Genomic DNA, 16,122 nt, shown 5'->3' on the forward strand with positions numbered 1-16,122 from the left:
CGCTGATGGTAGTGTGGGGTTTCCCATGTGAGAGTAAGTCATCGCCAGCTCATTATTCTAAACACCCTCAACTTTACAGTTGAGGGTGTTTTTTTATGTTTGGAAAAGGGGAGTAATGCTTTAGGAAGTAAAGAAAAAGTGAAATAAAAATATAGGAATATTATGAGAGAGCTGTGCTATAAATAATAAGAAAATTATCTATTTAAGCATAAATAATAAGAGAGAAGTACATATGAAAATCTATGGTGATATGGGTTCGGGTAATTGCTATAAAATCAAACTTTTACTTTCCTTATTAAATATTAATCATAGATGGATTCATATTGATATTTTAAAAAAAGATACTCAAACCCAAGAGTTTTTATCCCTAAACCCTAATGGAAAAATACCTGTATTAGTTCTGGAAGACGGTCGTGTTTTAAGTGAATCGAATGCTATTTTAGGTTACTTAGCTGAGGGAACAAAATTTATTTCTATAGATCTTTTTATTAAAGCAAAAATGTACCAATGGATGTTCTTTGAACAATATAGCCATGAACCTTTTATTGCAGTTGCACGTTTTATTAATAAATATTTAGGTTTACCAGAAGATAGAAGAAACGAATATTATAATTTACAGCCAAAAGGGCATAAAGCATTATCTATTATGGATAAAGTATTAGCAGAGCACGACTATCTTACAGGACCACAACTCACCATTGCTGATATTGCGCTATATGCTTATACACATGTGGCTGATGAAGGTGGCTTCGATTTAAAGTTATACCCAAATATTCAAGCATGGTGTCAGAGAATTCAAGAATATCCCAGATATGTGAGTATGATTGAATAAAAAAGAACTCTTATAGAGTTCTTTTTTATATATGGGGGAAATTTTGAGCTCATTCTGATTTAGAAATGTGCTTCTAAACCAACATACGGACCTTTAAATTCAAATTTAAGGTCATTGTTATCGTAGTCATCTAAATCGATATTGAGTATGCGATAGCCTGCTGTTAAACCAAGATCAATTAGTAGGTTATCTGCAAACTTATATTTTACTTCTGCTAGCGCATCTGTAATTCGTGCATCGTCAAAGTTTGTATAGGTTGCTTCACCTTTAGCACTTAAACCTGTAAATGGAAGTTTTACTTCGCCTGATAAATAAGCAATAGGGTACGTTTTATCAATATCCAAGCGCTTACCTGTATACGCAGTGATATCACCATTTAGTACAGTTGCACCAAGTCCAGCATCTACACTCACAATATTATCTAGTAATTCGTAATAGAGAATAAAATCGCTATGATCTAAATCAACTTTATAGTTAGCTTGACCTAGAGTTTCTGATTTAGTTTGAGTATCTAAATTTACATAACGAATTTTTGCATTTGGAATAAATGGGATTGGGTGTTCTACTGACAATGAGAGTTGAGCACTACCTTTTTGATCTAGATCCTGATCCTCAGGGAATTGAGAAGACATATTAGCTTTACCGTCATAAAACCAGTAGCCTACTTCTCCTTTGACTCCAACAAAGTCTGCTTGAGCAAAGCCACTTAAGCCCATCCCGAGCGCTAATAAAGACATTTTTAATATTTTCATTTTAACATCCGAATAAAAGAAATCTTCGAGCGCATGATATAGACATCTTGCTACAGATGCATTGATAAAAAATAAGCCTATCGAGTATATATCTATAAGATTTTTTGAGACTGAATAAAAATTCATGTATTTCAAACAACTAATATTTATTTATTAATTTTGATGACACTAAGCGTATAAAAATTTTAGTATAAATTTTGTCATCTAACAGTACTGTGACATTTAAATCTTAATTGAAAACTGAAGAGTTAAGAATAAATTACTGGATAAGTCGAGTAATTGAAGAGCTCTTTCAATGAATTGGAATAAAATATCATTGAACAATAATGTCTGAACCTAAGCTTTAGGGCGTAAAGATAAGCTGAAAAATAACCAATTGTGAAAAAAACTCAGAAAATTCGTAAAATTTCTGACGGAAATTACAGTAAAAAGAAATAAAAACAGGTATTGTTCAGCTATATAGGAGCAAAAAATGGACAAAAATCTTTAAGGAAGAATTTTCTATTTTTGCTTGTTTGTTAAGGGAATAAAAATACTCAAAAGGTTCTTTTTATTTTCTACAAACACAAAAGTATTTTTTGGTTCTTTTTTTGCATGCGGAATAACAATCAACAATAGCAGTAAAAATAAGTAATCTTTTAACATTAGGTGTTTTATGGCAGATTCTCGTGAAAACTGGACGTCACGATCTGGTTTTATTATTGCAGCCGTTGGCTCGGCTGTAGGTTTAGGTAATATTTGGCGCTTTCCATACGTTGCTTATGAAAATGGTGGTGGTGCGTTTCTTATTCCTTATCTATTAGCACTCATTACTGCTGGTTTACCGTTACTATTTTTAGATTATGCGGTAGGCCATCGTAGTACTGGTTCGCCTCCAAAAGCATATCGTGCTTTATTTAAAGGCGGAGAAACTTTAGGGTGGTGGCAGGTTTGTGTCTGCATTATCATCGGTTTGTATTATGCAAGCGTCCTGACTTGGGCAGGTAGTTACGTTTACTTCTCTATTGGTCAAATGTGGGGAAGTGATCCAGAAGGTTTCTTCTTTAATACTTACCTACAAACCTCAAAAGCGACTGGTTTTGATCTACAGTTTGTAAGTCATTTATTCTGGCCGATTGTTGGAATTTGGGCACTTACTTTAATCATTCTTTATGGTGGCGTGAAAAAGGGTGTGGAATTATCTAATAAGATTTTCATGCCATTATTATTCGTTCTATTCACTATTTTGGTGATTCAGTCATTGCGTTTGCCGGGTGCAGTTCAAGGTTTGAATGCATTCTTTACGCCAAACTGGTCAGCAATGATGGATTATAAAGTTTGGTTAGCCGCTTATGGTCATACCTTCTTCTCTCTCTCTGTTGGCTTCGGGATCATGGTGACGTATGCATCATATTTGAAACCAAAAACTAATTTAACTGGTTCTGGCTTAATCGTTGGTTTTGCAAATGCATCAACAGAGATTTTAGCGGGTATTGGTATTTTTGCAGCGCTAGGTTTTATGGCACATGCTGCTGGTACAGAAGTTAAAGATGTGGTGAGTGGCGGGATTGGATTGGCATTTATTGCATTCCCTAAAATTATTTCAAGTTTAGGTACAGGTGCCGATTTATTTGGTCTCTTATTCTTCTCTTCACTTTTCGTCGCAGGTATTTCTTCGATGGTCAGTATTTTGGAAGTGCCTATTGCAGCAATGCAAGATAAATTGAAATGGGGCCGTAAAAAAGCTGTAACCATTATTGGTGGTGGTAGTGCGCTCGTATCAATTATTCTATTCTCAAGTGTAAATGCAATTAAACTGGTTGATATTGTCGATCACTTTATTAATAACATCGGGATTATTGGTGGCGCATTAATATCAATTATTAGCGTAGCTTGGTTTAAACGTTCAGCTCTTAAAGAACTTAGTGACCATATAAATCGTATCTCAACCATCCAAGTTGGTAAGGGGTGGGATTTCACTTTAACGGTTATTACATCTTTAATCTTGTTAACTACACTCTGTTTGACTGTTTTTAATTTGATCAAAAATGGCTATGATACTTATAGTATGAGCTTACAAGGTGTATTCGGCTGGGGCAGTGTGATTTTCTGTGCGGTCGTTGCAATCGTGTTAAGCAAAATGAAAGATCGCTAGGAGGATAAAATAATGAATACTTCGGCAATCGTGATGATGGTGATTTCGATGGTGTTTTTATGGGGTGGATTGATTTTATCCATTCTACATTTGTCGAAACATCCTGAAGAGTTAGATGATGTTTTAGAAGATGTAAAAGATCAACATACGCTTTGAAGCTGATCTAGTAAAAAGCAGGCTCGAAGCCTGCTTTTTTTATGCAATTTTTTGAATTTTACAATAATAAAATCCATCGCCAGATTGTGCTTCTGGCAGCAATTGTCGGCCATGAATTTGCTCAATACCCCAATCCGCTTCAATTTTAATTTCTTTCGCATCATTATGTTCTGCAAAGAAATCTACCATTTGCTGTTCATTCTCAGCTTTTAAAACTGAACATGTGATGTAGAGCAGTGTGCCGCCAGCTTTGAGCTGTTGCCACATGTGCTGCAAGATCTGCTTTTGTAGCTCAATCGTTTGGCCTATATCGCTAGATTGGCGTAATAAACGTATGTCAGGATGACGTCGAATAACCCCTGTTGCAGAGCAAGGCGCATCTAGCACAATACAATCTACAGGCTGCGCTGGAACCCATTGGGTTGCATCAGCTGCCAAAATTTCTGTATGAGTTTGATCGAGTGCTAAACGGTTTAAATTTTCAGTCACACGGACTAAACGGTTAGAATCTTGGTCAATGGCAATGAGCTTAGCCGGTTTAAACTTTTCGAGTAAATGAGCCGTTTTTCCACCGGGTGCTGCACAGGCATCAATCACTGTTTTATTATTTAAATCTGGTAATAATGTTGCACAAAGCTGAGCGTGTTCGTCTTGTACAGAAAACCATCCCTCTTCAAAACCAGGTAGCTGGGTAATTTGAACAGATTGCTCAAGGACGATGCCTGCTTCAGATAAAATACACGCACGTGCTTTAATTTCTAAACTTTGTAATTTTGCTAAATAAGCGTCTCGGCCAATGTGGCGTTGATTAACCCTTAAGGTTAAAGGTGCGACTTGCTTTAATGATTGGCATAGAGATTCGGTTTGTTCACCCCAATCTTTTTTCACACGCTTATAAAGCCAACTTGGTAAGCCATGCGCCTGTTGTAAACCTTGTTGAAATTCATCAGTTTCACGCGTCGCTCGGCGCAAAATAGCATTCACAATGCCGCTGAGTGCTGGGAACCCAAGTTGTTTAGTGGCATCTACTGTTTCAGAGATCGCAGCATGTGCGGCAATACGCGTGCATAAAACTTGATAAAGACCGACGTAAAGACAGGTTTCAACAGTTTCATTATTTAAGGGTTTGCTGAGCAAAGGTAAGCTAATTGATTTAAGTGCAAACCATTGACGCAATGTACCCAGAACAAGTTCATGAAATAGTGCACGGTCACGTTCTGCAACTTGATTCAGCTGTGTATTTAAAATACTAGCGAGTGATTGGCCTTGCTGAACTTTTAATAACGTCTGGACGACTTGAGCACGTAAGTTAAATCGTGACGAATTTGATGAAACCTGACTCATGGCAGAATTTGTCCTACGTGAAGTTTTTGAGTTTGGGCAATTTGTTGGGCATTCATTGCTTTGCCGCCCGGCCATTGCACACTGGTCAAACAAATAAAGGAAACTTGCCCACAAGCAACATGTACGCCTTGCTTATCAATCGCGATAATTTCACCAGCTTGGGCATTCGCTTTGTTTTGACTAGAAATTATTGAGCTCCAAACACGCAGCGCATTATTTTCATCTAACTGAACGAAGGCAACTGGCCAAGGGTTGAAGGCACGAATATTTCGGTCAAGTTGAATAGCATCAGTTGACCAGTCAATTCGAGCTTCTGATTTCACGAGCTTGTGTGCATAGACAGTTAGGCTTTCATCTTGAACTTCACGTTCTGCCAAATATTTTTGTAATGTTGTTTCTGACTCGAGTACGGTACAAATCGCTTCTGCACCTTGAACAGCTAATTTGTCATGCAAGCTGGCAGAGGTCTCTTCGGCGGTGATTGGGCAGTAGGTTTTATACATCATATCGCCTGTATCTAAACCAGCAGCCATCTGCATAATCGTAATGCCTGTTTCATCATCACCTGTTGCGATTGCGCGCTGAATTGGTGCTGCACCGCGCCATCGTGGTAATAATGAGCCATGAATATTTAAACAGCCATATTTAGGTGTATCGAGTACAGCTTGTGGAAGAATCAAACCATAGGCAGCAACCACCATCACATCAGCACCTAAAGCAGCGAGTTCTTGTTGCGCGGCCAAGCCTTCTTCAGTTGAAGCTTTAAAGTGAAGCGGTTGATAAACAGGGATATTATGTTCAAGGGCAAGCTGTTTTACAGGAGATGGCGTTAATTTTTGTCCGCGACCAGCTTTACGATCTGGTTGAGTATAAACTGCGATAATTTCATGGGAAGTTTTTAATAAAGCCGCCAATGCTGTTGCAGCAAATTCGGGGGTGCCAGCAAAAATAATTTTCACAAATGCAATCCAAAAAGAGTTTGTGGATAGTATACGTGAAAAACGTTTGAAGCCCTAAACTCATGGCTATTGAGAGATTTGGTTTTTAAATAGTGAACAAAAAATTATTGAAAAAAATTTTATTGATAAAAAAAGGTTATGAAAAAATAAAAAATTATTCATGTAAGTTTTGCTAAATATTGACTGACTATTACTGTTCTTGGCTTTCCGAATATTATTTGCTTCTATAGAATGGAGAATGATCAAATTATGATGATGAGTCAATATTCCGACTGATCTAACGCTATATCAGTATCATTCAGCCAGAGTGGGAGAAATTTCGCTCAAGCACAACTTGTTGGAAACACTAATGCCTGACTATCGTTCAAAAACATCGACACACGGAAGAAATATGGCTGGCGCACGTGGCTTATGGCGTGCAACAGGAATGAAAGATGAGGATTTCGGCAAACCGATTATTGCGGTGGTCAATTCATTTACTCAATTTGTTCCGGGCCATGTACATCTTAAAGATCTAGGGCAGCTTGTTGCAGCAGAAATTCAGGCATCAGGTGGTGTTGCTAAAGAGTTCAATACAATCGCAGTAGACGACGGGATCGCAATGGGGCATGACGGCATGCTTTATTCTTTACCATCACGTGATTTGATTGCTGACTCAGTAGAGTACATGGTGAATGCGCATTGTGCTGATGCTATGGTCTGTATTTCTAACTGTGACAAGATTACTCCGGGAATGCTCATGGCTGCGATGCGCCTGAATATTCCTGTGGTTTTTGTGTCTGGTGGACCAATGGAAGCAGGTAAGGTCAAATTCCGCGGTAATGAAAAAGCGATTGATCTTGTTGATGCAATGGTTGTTGCAGCTGATGAAAGTTATACAGACGAAGAAGTTGAAGAATTTGAACGTTCAGCATGTCCAACCTGTGGTTCATGTTCAGGTATGTTCACTGCAAACTCAATGAACTGTTTAACCGAAGCGTTAGGTTTATCTTTACCGGGTAATGGTTCGATTGTCGCGACACATGCTAATCGTAAAAAATTATTCTTAAAAGCAGGTCAGCTTATTGTTGAATTGGCTAAGCGCTATTACGAACAAGAAGATGCAAGCATTTTACCTCGTTCAATTGCAACTAAGGCTGCATTTAAAAATGCCATGACGCTTGATATTGCAATGGGTGGTTCAACCAATACCGTTCTACACTTATTGGCTGCGGCAAGTGAAGCGGAAGTTGACTTTACCATGGACGATATTGACGAACTATCACGTCGAGTGCCTGTATTATCTAAAGTAGCGCCTGCAAAACAAGATGTTCATATGGAAGATGTACACCGTGCAGGTGGCATCATGGCCATTTTAGGTGAACTTGATCGTGCGAATTTACTTGATGTATCACTACCAACCGTACATGAGAAAACTTTAAAAGATGCATTGGATAAGTGGGATATTATTCGCACTGAAGATGCAGACGTATATGAGTTCTATCGCTCATCTCCGGGTGGTGTACCAACACAAGTTGCATTCTCTCAAAATCGTTACTATGCAACTTTAGATGGCGATCGTGAAAAAGGCGTTATCCGCAATGCAGAACATGCATTTTCTAAAGATGGTGGTTTAGCTGTGCTATACGGCAACATCGCTCTTGACGGCTGTATTGTAAAAACTGCGGGTGTAGATGAATCTATCCTAAAATTTACTGGCACAGCGCGCGTGTTTGAGAGTCAAGATGCTGCTGTAGATGCAATCTTGGGTCATGATATTAAAGCTGGTGATGTCGTTGTTATTCGTTACGAAGGTCCACGTGGTGGTCCGGGTATGCAAGAAATGCTTTACCCAACCAGCTATCTTAAATCAAAAGGTTTAGGAAAAGACTGTGCATTAGTTACAGATGGTCGTTTCTCTGGTGGTTCATCAGGTCTTTCGATTGGACATGTTTCACCAGAAGCTGCTGAAGGCGGTGCCATTGGTTTGGTCGAAGATGGTGATACCATTGAAATTGATATTCCAAACCGTACCATTCACTTGAACGTTGATGATGCGACTATGGCGCACCGTCGTACCGTTCAAGAAGCGAAAGGCTGGCATCCGAAAGAAGAACGTAAACGTAAAGTATCAAAAGCGTTAAAAGTTTATGCAATGCATACAACAAGTGCGGCGAAAGGAGCTGTACGCGTTCTATAAAATATTCAATTTTAATAATTGAGTAGAAATTATGCACTCTTCAATACGATGAATTATTATCTGTTGAGGGTGCATTTTTTTCGCCTGATGAAAAAAATAGACTTGTAGATGAGGGTGTTGCAAGTCATTCTATGGGTTTGTCATAAAATGATGATAAAATCTTCACCGATGCAGGAACACGTGCAATAACATGATATTTGTTCTGCATAAGCAGAGCCCGTCAGTGTTTTGTATATTAAACTTCTGCGGCACTTTGTACTGCGATCAAAGCAGTTTTTTGGTCTAGCTTAGGATTTTATTTTTTAGAGGCACTATTCATGTCACTGCTACGCCGTTGGTTTGACCCTATCCGATCGAGTTGGTTTTACCAAAAACCCTCTCGTCAAGCGGTGTTACCCACGGAAAATGGTTTAAGTATTTATTTACGACTTGATGATGTGTATAGCTATTTGGCTGTTCAGCAATTGTCTCAGCTCGATGAGATTTTAAGTGATGAACTTAAGCCTTTAAAAATTATTATTTCCCATACGGCTTCTGAGCCTCCGAATGGTATGTCACATGAAGAGTGGCAAAATTATTGTCTAAATGATGCCAAAATATTAGCCAAGCAACACCGTTTTGCTTTTGATGAATTTCCAGAAATCCCAAGCCAAGAATCTTTAAAACAAGCCGCTGTCATATTAAAAAGAACTCCATTACAAGGTCAGAATTTCTTACATTTACTAGAAGATATTTTTCACATGCTTTGGCAGCAGCAATATGGAAAGCTGCGTACTTTACATGCCATGGCAGTTAAACATCAGCTTCCTCAACATTTTTCAGAACGTATTTTTACGGATGAGCCTGTACCGGCGGCGTACTTTGAATTTGGTGGACGTAAGTATCATGCAGTAGATGATTTATTACGTTTAACCCGTCGTCTAAAACAGCAAAAGTTACTTACTGGTAATCCGATCTTTTTAATTAATCATATCGAATGGCGTGAACATTTGATTAATGATGCTGAGGCACTTACCGAAATTCAGACACTTCGTCCTGAACTCGATATATATATTGCCTTAGAAGATCCAATGAGTTGGCTGTTACTTGCTTATATTAAGGAAGAGCTGGCCGATTATTATGACATTCAATTAAAAGTTTACCCTTTAAGCTATCAAGGCCGAGATTGGTTTGACTGGAGTTTGGCAACCCGTGTTTCTAAACGAACAGATGTAGCTTTTACCCCTTTTTGCCGTCCTACAGAAGAAAGTACGCTTGAAATGGCAAAGCTTTTCTATAGTGTGCCTGAAAATCAGCAAATCGATACGGTTTTTACGATTTTGCAGGCTGTTTGGACAAAAGGCAAAGATTTATCTTTCAAAAAGCATTTCCAAGAATTACAGCAACAGTTGGGAATTGAGCAGTTAACCGAACAGGATGTGCCAGCTGTTCTGGCGCAAAATGACGCATTTTGCAGAGATAAGCATCAGCCTGATTTACCAGTTTTAGAGTTGCGTATTGATGGGCAAAGCTATGTATTTAATAGTTTGTATCGTGTTTGGATGATTGAAAGTATTTTTAGCAATGTATTAGAAGAAAAATATAAAACAGCCTCAACTTTTAATTGAGGCCTTCTCCTAAAAACAAGAATAGGGCAAAACCTGTTTTTTCCGTAGCATAACCATGTAGGGAATCGGAGATAAACAGTGACATTTCTAGCAATTATTATGATGGTGTTTGCCTTTGCTGGCATGATTAAAGGCATGATTGGTCTAGGGTTGCCCGCAGTATCGATGGGCTTACTCACCATCGCAATGAGTCCTTTTCAAGCAGCCTCTTTACTCATTGTTCCTTCAATGGTCACTAATGTTTGGCAGCTTTTCGCTGAAGGACATGTCTGGGCTTTTATTCGCCGTTTCTGGACTTTGCTTGTAGGCATTGTAGTGGGCTCAATATGGAGCTTTCTGCCCACCTTGAGCCAAAGTCATGGGCATAGTAGTGAAATTTTATTAGGCTGTATGCTGGCTTTATATGGACTCTACGGTCTATGTGTGAAGAAGCTTCCACACTTAGGCAAGCATGAACGTTGGTTATCGCCCATCATTGGTTATATTGGTGGGGCAGTGACGGTAGCAACAGGTGTGATTATTATTCCAGTAGTGCCTTACTTGCAGTCATTGCATTTAAAACGTGATGAGTTGGTACAGGCTTTGGGGCTGACTTTTACTGTCTCTACCATTTGCCTTGCAGTCTTTTTACACCACAACCCTATGTCAGGAATAACGCTAGACTATCGTTTATCTTTTGCGGCTTTATTCGCTGCATTAGTTGGAATGTGGTTAGGTAAAAAAATCCGTTATCGACTCAATGAACAAAAATTTCGTCGTATATTTTTTATTGGTTTGGTGTCATTAGGGATTTATATGATTTTGCACTAAGCCAAGTATTTAAGGGCGATGTTGCAGTAAAAAATCTGCAAATTGCTGATAATTGTTAGGAAGCTGACTGAAATCTTGTGTAGCTAAAAGCAATTTACGGTTTGCCCACGCACCGAGTAATTGAATCGAATGGAAATCATAGTCCGATTGCAAACGCTGTGCAGCGCGGGCGGGCATAATTGCAATTCCAACACCTTTCGCCACAACCTCAGCAATTGCGCCAAAATTAGGTAAACGTAAACGATACTGTATGTTAAAGCCTAGTAATTTAGCTTGAGTTTCGATGGACTGCTGCAAAGAGTGATGGGGTTTAAGGCCAATAAAGCCATAGCTTAAAGCATCTACCAAATTCAGCTCTTGGTATTGAGCTAAATTGTGGGTAGTAGGGCAAATCAGAACTAAAGGGTCGCGGGCAAATTCTTTTGTTTGCAAATGCCTTGTATCAAAAAAACTTGAGACGAGTCCTAAATTGGCAATTCCCTGCGTTAATGCATCTACAATTTCAGAGCTTTCGGCTTCATGTAAATCAATATTCATTTCGGGATGCAGTACAAGATATTGCGGTAAGAGAGGCGGTAGATATTCGCTTTGAGCAGAAGAGTTACACCAAAGGATCAAAGATTCTGTGGTCTTTTGCCTAAAACGCTGCATTTCTTGTTCGAGTTGATCTTTTTGTGCCAGAAGCTGACGAGCATGCTCAATAAAAGCATGTCCTGCCGTTGTTAGCTCTACTCCAGTGGTGTGGCGAATAAATAAAGGAGTTTCAAAATATTGTTCGAGTTTTTTTATACGTTCGCTGGCAGCCTGAAGTGAAATCGCGGAACGATCTGCACCTTTAGTTAGGCTACCTGTAGAAACAATATGGAGAACCAGTTGTAAATCAAAAAAATCAAAACGCATGACAGGGAACGTATTGAAGGGTAAGTGATCATCATACTAAAAAGTAATCAGGAAAGGGCGATGAAAAATAATAATAAAAAAGGCAGCTGATGCTGCCTTTTGGGACTTACGCTTTATCTTTTAAACTAAACAACCAGTTCAAAATAATGGCTGCAAACGTTGCGGTACCAATGCCGCCTAAATTGAAGTTACCAAACATCAATTCAAAGTTTCCGGCACCTAAAATAATCGTCACAGAAGCAACAATCAGGTTTTTATTGTTAGAAAAATCGACTTTATTTTCAATCCAGATTTTTGCACCAGCAATGGTAATTAAACCAAATACGACAATAGATGCACCTGTTAAAACAGCATTTGGGATGGTACTAATCACTGCACCAAATTTTGGAGATAAACCCAAGAAAATAGCGAAGACACCAGCAATAACAAAAACAATGGTTGAGTACACACGAGTTACCGCCATGACCCCAATGTTTTCACCATAGGTGGTCATACCTGGTGCGCCAACGCTACCAGACAGCGTTGTGGCCAAACCATCTGCGACAAATGCTTTACCTAATTGTGGAGTCAGGTTTTCACCAGTCATGGCGCCTACAGCTTTAATATGCCCTAGGTTTTCTGCTACTAAAATAAGCGCAACCGGAGCAATAATGAGCATAGCTCTGGTGTCAAAAGTAGGGTGTGAAAAACTTGGAATACCGAACCATGCGGCTTGAGAGATCTGGCTAAAATCGATTGGTTTTCCTAAACCTAGACCATTGGTGGTGATGGCATAAATCACATAAGCCAAGATTAAACCGACCAATAAAAGTAGACGTTGCAATAAGCCGCGAGTAAAGACCGCAATACTTCCCATACAAAGTACGGTAATGAGTGCCATCCACATTTCAAATGGTTGGCCTGCAACACCTTTAATCGTAACAGGTGCAAGGTTTAGACCAATAATCATTACAATCGCGCCAGTAACAACAGGCGGCATAAGTTTTTCAATCCAGCGTGTACCGGTGAGCATCACAATAAAACCGATGAGGGCATAAAACACACCACACGCAACGATTCCACCTAAAGCCATAGACAGATTTGGATTTGCACCTGAACCTGTAATATGCCCAGTTGCTGCTGCAACGACCCCAATAAAAGCAAAGCTTGAACCTAAATAACTTGGAACGCGACCACCTGTAATTAAGAAGAACAGGATGGTACAGATGCCAGACATTAAAATGGCAAGATTTGGATTAAAACCCATGAGTAATGGTGCTAAAACAGTTGCTCCAAACATGGCAAACGCATGTTGGATACCTAAAATAGCACTTTGAACAGGAGGGAGATATTCATTGGTAGAGACTGGCCGATGGTCAATATCACCTTGGTAAGGCTGCCATTTTGGAAACCAATTGGACATAAAATAAACTCGTTATTCTTTAATTGGTGCAATGATACTCTTTCTTGAGAATGCATTTAATCTCTAGAGAGAAGTATGTCAGTGAAAATTAATTATTTTTTAACGATTGGTATAATTTTTTAAATTCTAAATGTACGTATTTAGTTATTTTTTTCTTATAAAAATTAATTTTATGATTTTTAAAAAATATTTAAAAAAATAGAAAATCGGGGAAAATTTAAGAAAACTGGGGAACTTTGTAAGTAAAAAGCAGCGCATCGGTAATGCACTGCTTTGTTAAACAATCGGTAAAATCAGCTTAGCCAGTGTTACGTAAACCAGCAGCAATACCTGCAATACTCACCATTAGCGCATGATCAACAGGGGTGTTTTCTGCTTGACGCTCAGCGAGATAATCACGACGGCGTTTCATCAGTTCAGCCTGTAAAAGGTGTAAAGGCAGTAAATAAGGTTTGCGAACTTGCATAGACTGATCAAGAACTTCGTTATTACTCAAAAGTTTTGATTCATCTTTTAAAGCAAGTAGGGTTTCAACAGCGTCTTTTAATCGCTGACGTAATTGGTTGCCGAGTACTTTTAAATCTTCATCTTCAGTCAGATGTGATTCGTAATAGAGCGCAATGTTGGCATCGGCTTTTGATAATACCATTTCCAGCATATCGATGAGTGTCTGGAAATAAGGCCATTGCTGGAGCATTTCATCAAGGGTTGCTTTTTGCTGATCGGCAATCACTTCATTAATTGCTGCCCCAGTGCCTAACCATGCAGGCAACATCAAACGGATTTGTGTCCATGCAAACACCCATGGAATCGCACGTAAAGACTCGATACCGCCACTCACTTTACGTTTTGCCGGACGTGAGCCTAAAGGCAACATTTGTAACTCAAGCTCAGGGGTAACGGTACGTAGATATTTCACAAAATGTGGGTTTTCACGAACTGTTTGACGATAGACCTTCACCGAATGATCTGTCATACGGTTCATGAGTTCACGCCACTCAGCTTTAGGTTCTGGTGGTGGTAATAAGGTCGCTTCAAGTGTTGCTGCGGTATAGATTTCAAGGTTTTGCATGGCAATCCCTTCTAGACCGAATTTGAAGCGGATCATTTCACCTTGTTCAGTCACTCGGATTGCACCCGAGATCGAACCCGGTGGCTGTGAAAATAGAGCCTGTTGAGTTGGAGCACCGCCACGACTAATTGAACCACCACGACCGTGGAACAGAGTCAACTGTACGCCGTGTGTTTGAGCAATTGCAGTCAGCTCTTCTTGAGCACGATATTGCGCCCAGTTGGCAGACATAAATCCGGCATCTTTTGCAGAGTCGGAGTAACCGATCATAACTTCGTGTTTACCCTGAATGTGCTGTTTATACCAATGCATATTGAACAGCGTATTCATGGTAGTTGCAGCGCCATCTAAATCCTTTAAAGTTTCAAATAGAGGAACTACTCGTAAAGGATGCTGAATACCTGCTTCTTTTTGCAATAACAATACAGCTAAAACATCACTTGGATATTCAGCCATAGAAATAATATAAGCTCCTAAAGATTCAGGCGGTTGGTCTGCCAAAGTACGCATGGTTGCAAATACTTCTTGAACATCTGGGTGTCCAATCAAACTGCCTTCAGGTTCATTAATATATTTCGGTAAAAGTGGGCGTTTGCTTTGTAGTTCCTGAATCAGGAAGTTTTGGCGCGCTTGTTCAGTCCACGATTCAAAATTACCTAAACCTAAGTATTCGGTAATTGCTGAAATTGCTTGGCGGTGGCGACCTGATTCCTGACGAATGTCGAGTTTAAGTAGTTCAATACCAAAACAGTTCACTCGGTAGATAAAGTCGAGTAGTTGACCATTCGCAATCTCAGGCAGGTTACTGTCGATTAAAGAGCGATAGCACAGCAATAATGGTTGTAAGAGCTCATCTTTACTTTTAATCACATTCGTATCGTCTGCTTCGAGTCCTTGCAAACGTTGAGCTAACCAGTGACGAGTCGCTTTTAAGCGTTCTCGTGTTGCACGTAAATACTCACGATAAGGTTCTGCATGTTGGTTACCAATGGCCTGAATCATTTCTTCAGAACAGGTCTGGATTGAAAGTTCCCAACGCAAGTTTTCGATATCTCTTAAATAGAGATCGGCAGCTTGCCAGCGCGATAACCACAGAACTTCTTGTGTAATTTGATGGGTAACATTTGGGTTACCATCGCGGTCTCCACCCATCCAAGATGCAAAACGCACTGGTGCAATGTTGAGTGGTAAGTTTTGTTGGCAATTTTCTTGAACTAGCTCATTTAATTCACGAATAAATTTAGGGACAGCATTCCAAAGCGTTTGTTCAATCGTCGCAAAGCCCCATTTTGCTTCATCGACAGGAGTCGGACGATGTTGACGAATTTCATCGGTTTGCCATGCTGAACTAATTTGTTGCTTTAAGTTCGCAAGTGCACTTTGACGCTCTCGTGGAGTAAGTTTTTGCTGATCAAGCTGAGACAAGCACGCATTGATATCATCATATTTCTGAATGAGCGTACGACGGCTGACTTCGGTCGGATGTGCTGTAAGCACTAGCTCAATATCAAGATCACAAACTTGTTGGAATAGTTTTTCTGTTGAAATACTTTTATCTTTGAATTTTTCAAATAGGTGAACAAGTGGATTCGGAGAGTTGGCACCCGAATCGAATTCTGCCTGTCTGCGGCTACGGACCACATGATATTGCTCGGCAATATTGGCAAAATTTAGGAAATGAGAAAAAGCTCGGGTAAGGGGAAGTAGTTCATCGTCGGGTAGATTTAAAAATAATTGTTCTAGTTGCTTTTGGGCTTCAGCTTGGCCATCACGTGCACCTTTAGCAAGGGCACGAATTTGCTCGATCTGATTAAACAGCTCTTGTCCTGCATGTTGCTTTAGGGTTTCACCTAATAAATTACCAAGTAAGCGGACATCCTCGCGCAGTGGGGCATCGATTTGCTGAACCATGCTATTTTCTCCTGTTCTTATCCTTATCGAATATAGCGTGATTAACAAACATTCCAAGCTTTGA

12 protein-coding genes are annotated in these 16,122 nt (G+C 39.5%); 6 read left to right on the forward strand and 6 right to left on the reverse strand.

Going from position 1 to position 16,122, the window contains the following annotated elements:
- Window positions 1–232 precede the first annotated feature (232 nt).
- Entirely contained in the window at window positions 233–832 is a 600-nt protein-coding gene (locus ASF86_RS10570) for a glutathione S-transferase family protein (RefSeq protein WP_056481899.1), read from the forward strand.
- Window positions 833–891: 59 nt separating this feature from the next.
- Here ASF86_RS10570 and ASF86_RS10575 read toward each other — a convergent pair whose 3' ends face one another.
- The gene (locus tag ASF86_RS10575; RefSeq protein WP_056481902.1) at window positions 892–1,584 is read right to left on the reverse strand and encodes a TIGR04219 family outer membrane beta-barrel protein; all 693 of its coding nucleotides are present in this window, start codon (window positions 1,582–1,584) and stop codon (window positions 892–894) included.
- A gap of 655 nt (window positions 1,585–2,239) precedes the next feature.
- Between ASF86_RS10575 and ASF86_RS10580 the strand changes: the two genes are divergently transcribed.
- Window positions 2,240–3,718, forward strand: a complete 1,479-nt coding sequence (locus ASF86_RS10580; RefSeq protein ID WP_005037781.1) for a sodium-dependent transporter — start codon at window positions 2,240–2,242, stop codon at window positions 3,716–3,718.
- A gap of 12 nt (window positions 3,719–3,730) precedes the next feature.
- A complete protein-coding gene (locus tag ASF86_RS19280) occupies window positions 3,731–3,874 on the forward strand; it encodes a methionine/alanine import family NSS transporter small subunit (RefSeq protein ID WP_004640212.1) in 144 nt (47 codons plus the stop codon).
- Window positions 3,875–3,913: 39 nt separating this feature from the next.
- Here ASF86_RS19280 and rsmB read toward each other — a convergent pair whose 3' ends face one another.
- Both rsmB and fmt read right to left on the reverse strand, forming a co-directional pair.
- Window positions 3,914–5,218 (reverse strand): 16S rRNA (cytosine(967)-C(5))-methyltransferase RsmB, encoded by a 1,305-nt coding sequence (rsmB, locus tag ASF86_RS10585; protein ID WP_056481905.1) that lies wholly within the window; start codon window positions 5,216–5,218, stop codon window positions 3,914–3,916.
- Window positions 5,215–6,177 carry a methionyl-tRNA formyltransferase gene (gene fmt / locus ASF86_RS10590; RefSeq protein WP_056481908.1) on the reverse strand — a complete coding sequence of 321 codons (963 nt, stop codon included), beginning with the start codon at window positions 6,175–6,177 and terminating at the stop codon, window positions 5,215–5,217. Before fmt ends, rsmB begins: the two co-directional genes overlap by 4 nt.
- A 349-nt stretch (window positions 6,178–6,526) precedes the next feature.
- Between fmt and ilvD the strand changes: the two genes are divergently transcribed.
- The 3 genes from ilvD (at window position 6,527) to ASF86_RS10605 (ending at window position 10,773) form a co-directional block, all read left to right on the forward strand.
- A complete protein-coding gene (gene ilvD / locus ASF86_RS10595) occupies window positions 6,527–8,356 on the forward strand; it encodes a dihydroxy-acid dehydratase (RefSeq protein WP_003654323.1) in 1,830 nt (609 codons plus the stop codon).
- Window positions 8,357–8,673: 317 nt separating this feature from the next.
- Window positions 8,674–9,963, forward strand: coding sequence for a hypothetical protein (locus tag ASF86_RS10600; RefSeq protein WP_005037789.1), 1,290 nt, complete (start codon window positions 8,674–8,676; stop codon window positions 9,961–9,963).
- A 78-nt stretch (window positions 9,964–10,041) separates the two neighbouring features.
- A complete protein-coding gene (locus ASF86_RS10605) occupies window positions 10,042–10,773 on the forward strand; it encodes a sulfite exporter TauE/SafE family protein (protein WP_045434088.1) in 732 nt (243 codons plus the stop codon).
- A gap of 9 nt (window positions 10,774–10,782) precedes the next feature.
- On the opposite strand, the gene ASF86_RS10610 is transcribed toward ASF86_RS10605, so the two are convergent.
- The 3 genes from ASF86_RS10610 to ppc all read right to left on the reverse strand — a co-directional run bounded on the left by ASF86_RS10610 (window position 10,783) and on the right by ppc (window position 16,058).
- Window positions 10,783–11,673 carry a LysR family transcriptional regulator gene (locus tag ASF86_RS10610; protein ID WP_056481911.1) on the reverse strand — a complete coding sequence of 297 codons (891 nt, stop codon included), beginning with the start codon at window positions 11,671–11,673 and terminating at the stop codon, window positions 10,783–10,785.
- A gap of 106 nt (window positions 11,674–11,779) precedes the next feature.
- A complete protein-coding gene (locus ASF86_RS10615) occupies window positions 11,780–13,075 on the reverse strand; it encodes a solute carrier family 23 protein (RefSeq protein WP_045434079.1) in 1,296 nt (431 codons plus the stop codon).
- A 298-nt stretch (window positions 13,076–13,373) separates the two neighbouring features.
- On the reverse strand, window positions 13,374–16,058 hold the full coding sequence (gene ppc / locus ASF86_RS10620; protein ID WP_056481913.1) for a phosphoenolpyruvate carboxylase: 2,685 nt from the start codon (window positions 16,056–16,058) through the stop codon (window positions 13,374–13,376).
- Window positions 16,059–16,122: the final 64 nt, after the last annotated feature.

The organism is Acinetobacter sp. Leaf130 (genome assembly GCF_001423205.1).
GTDB lineage: Bacteria > Pseudomonadota > Gammaproteobacteria > Pseudomonadales > Moraxellaceae > Acinetobacter > Acinetobacter calcoaceticus.